1 protein-coding gene is annotated in these 3,505 nt (G+C 48.2%); it reads left to right on the plus strand.

The features are described 5' to 3' along the window. Window positions 1-605: 605 nt before the first annotated feature. A complete protein-coding gene (locus HMPREF2955_RS08870; RefSeq protein WP_070722752.1) occupies window positions 606-3,170 on the plus strand; it encodes an adenosylcobalamin-dependent ribonucleoside-diphosphate reductase in 2,565 nt (854 codons plus the stop codon). Window positions 3,171-3,505 lie beyond the last annotated feature (335 nt).

Consider the following 3,505-nt stretch of genomic DNA (forward strand, 5'->3'; position numbering starts at 1 on the left):
ATCCTTACTATCCATACGACATGGTGCATTGGGAGGAGGACAAGGAAGAATAGGCAGCCGCGAAAGCCAACGAGGCCTTGTGGAAAGGCATGCAATAGTGGATAGTATTTTCTAACTTAAAGGCAAATGGCGATTTCGTTTGTGGGTAGATGTGTATTGCTGACGTACAACAAATTGTGCAAAATGGGAAACATTGGCAGTGAAAAGCGTGTTGAAGTTTTCCGTTTTAGTAAACTGATGCGTTGTGGAGGCAGGCCGTTGTCGTGCTGTTTGGTACACATTTGTTTTACAACTTTTGTGTTTCTTCTTTACTTTGAACCTTACTTTGTGAGCAAGATTAAAGTAAGGGTGATTGTGTTAAGTGTTTGATTTGTATTCGTTTAGATGTTCTCCCTATTTTGAAAAGGCTCTCTTAAAGTTTTAATGTGAATACGTCTGTATGAAAGTTAACCTTTGTTTATGTGGCGAGTGGTTGTAGTTCGTAATATCCACAAATAGAGAATGTTTGAGAATAGTGCGTGTACAATTCTGAAAATTCGGAGTAAAGGCGTTTGATAATATCAAAAATAGTTTGTAGCTTTGCAAAAGAAAATAGAGGTTTAGTAATGGAAAATAATAAAACTTATTCATACGAAGAGGCCTTTGCGGCCGCTTTAGATTATTTCGCCGGCGACGAGCTGGCGGCGAGAGTTTGGGTAAACAAGTACGCCATGAAGGATAGTTTCGGTAACATTTACGAGAAATCGCCCGAAGACATGCACTGGCGCATCGCCAATGAGATAGTGCGCATCGAGGGGAAATACCCCAACCCACTCTCTGCACAAGAAGTCTACGAACTGCTCGACCACTTCCGTTACATCGTTCCTGCTGGTAGTCCGATGACAGGTATCGGCAATGGCTACCAGGTGGCATCGCTAAGCAACTGCTTTGTGGTGGGACTTGAAGGCGATGCCGACTCGTATGGAGCTATCCTGCGCATCGATGAAGAACAGGTGCAGCTGATGAAACGCCGCGGTGGAGTGGGGCACGACCTTTCGCACATACGTCCCAAGGGTTCGCCCGTAAACAATTCGGCGCTTACATCAACAGGTCTTGTGCCGTTTATGGAACGTTATAGCAACTCTACACGCGAGGTGGCGCAAGATGGACGGCGCGGCGCGCTGATGCTGTCGGTTAGCATTAAGCATCTCGACAGCGAGGCCTTTATCGATGCGAAAATGACCGAAGGTAAGGTTACGGGCGCGAACGTGTCGGTAAAAATAGACGATAGCTTTATGCAAGCGGCCGTAGACGACAAGCCATACGTGCAGCAGTTCCCCATCGAAGGCGACAATCCAGAGGTGAAGAAGGAGATTTCGGCCAAGACGTTGTGGGAGAAAATCGTGCATAACGCATGGCAGAGTGCAGAACCTGGCGTGCTTTTCTGGGACACCATACTGCGCGAAAGCATCCCCGACTGCTATGCCGACCTGGGTTTTCGCACGGTTAGCACCAACCCTTGTGGCGAAATTCCGCTCTGTCCGTACGACAGCTGCCGCCTGCTTTGCGTAAACTTGTTTAGCTATGTGGTTAATCCGTTTACCAAAGAGGCCTATTTCGACTTCGACAAGTTTGCCAAACACGTGGCTGTTGCCCAGCGAATAATGGACGACATTGTGGATTTGGAACTCGAAAAGATAGACCTCATCATGGAGAAGATTAAAGACGACCCGCAAAGTGATGAGGTGAAGGGCGCAGAATACCACCTTTGGGAGAAGATTAAGCGCAAAAGTAGCATGGGAAGGCGCACGGGCGTAGGCATAACAGCCGAAGGCGACATGATTGCCGCTTTGGGTTTGCGTTACGGAACGCAAGAGGCCACCGACGTAAGCGTAAGTGTGCACAGGTGTTTGGCACTGGCCGCCTATCGTTCTTCGGTGGTTATGGCTAAGGAACGTGGGGCTTTCGAGATATTCGATGCCAAGCGCGAGGCCGCCAATCCCTTTATTTTGCGCCTGAAAGAGGCCGACCAGTCGCTTTACGACGACATGGTGGCTTACGGCCGGCGTAACATTGCCTGCCTAACTATCGCTCCCACGGGCACAACTAGCTTGATGACGCAGACAACGAGCGGCATCGAACCTGTGTTCATGCCTGTGTACAAACGCCGTAGGAAGGTAAATCCCAATGATACAGACGTGCATGTGGACTTTGTTGACGAGGTGGGCGACAGCTTTGAAGAGTATATCGTGTACCATAAGAAGTTTATGGACTGGATGAAGGCCAACGGCTTTGATACCGAAAAGCGATATACACAAGAAGAAATAGATGCCATTGTGGAACAATCTCCTTATTATAAGGCCACGGCAAACGATGTGGACTGGCTGATGAAGGTGAGGATGCAGGGCGAAATACAGAAGTGGGTGGACCACTCTATCAGCGTTACGGTGAACTTGCCCAACGATGTTGATGAGGCTTTGGTTAACCGCTTGTATGTAGAGGCTTGGCGTTCGGGCTGCAAAGGCTGTACGATTTATCGCGACGGAAGTCGTTCGGGCGTGATGATTTCTGTGTCGAAGAAAGACAAGAAGAAAGAGGATAAGCAAGAAGAGCAGCCCATCGTACCCTGCAAACAGCCCGAAGTGACCGAGGTTAGGCCCAAGGAGTTGGCGTGCGACGTTGTTCGTTTCCAAAACAATAAGGAGAAATGGGTGGCCTTTGTGGGCTTGCTCAATGGTTATCCCTATGAAATTTTCACGGGTTTGCAAGACGATGACGAGGGTATTGCCCTGCCTAAGTCGGTTACGAAGGGTAAAATCATCAAGAATGTAGGCCCTGATGGTCGCAGTCGTTACGACTTCCAGTTTGAGAACAAGCGTGGATACAAAACCACGGTTGAGGGCTTGAGTGAGAAGTTTAACCCCGAATATTGGAACTATGCCAAGCTTATATCTGGTGTTTTGCGCTATCGCATGCCCATCGACCACGTGATAAAGCTGGTGGGTTCGCTGCAATTGAAGAGCGAAAGCATCAATACTTGGAAGATTGGCGTTGAGCGCGCATTGAAGAAATATATTACCGATGGCACCGAGGCAACGGGTATGAAGTGTCCCTCTTGCGGACAAGAGTCGCTCGTTTACCAAGAAGGTTGCCTTATCTGCAAGAACTGTGGCGCATCGCGCTGCGGATAAATTACGCATTTCCTTGCTCCACTTCGTAGCCTTGTGGCTGCGGGGTGGAGCGTATTTTTTGTTTAGTGGTAAGGAGTAGGGTAGTAAGGAGTAGGTAGTGTTTTCAGAGTAGTAAGGAGTTAAGCGAGTGAGGAGTTAAGGAGTTATGGAGTTAAGGAGTTAAGCCAAATGCTTTTAAACTTTGAGGAGTTAAGGAGTGAAGCCAAATGTTTAGGTGGTGTTAGGCTAATAGGATAAGTCTGACCAGTCTGACCAGTCTGACCAGTCTGACCATTCTGACCATTCTGACTTGTCTGACTTGTCTGACCTGTCTGACCTGTCTGACTTGTCCGAAA

Source organism: Prevotella sp. HMSC073D09 (genome assembly GCF_001814145.1).
In the GTDB taxonomy this organism is placed as follows: Bacteria; Bacteroidota; Bacteroidia; order Bacteroidales; family Bacteroidaceae; genus Prevotella; species Prevotella conceptionensis.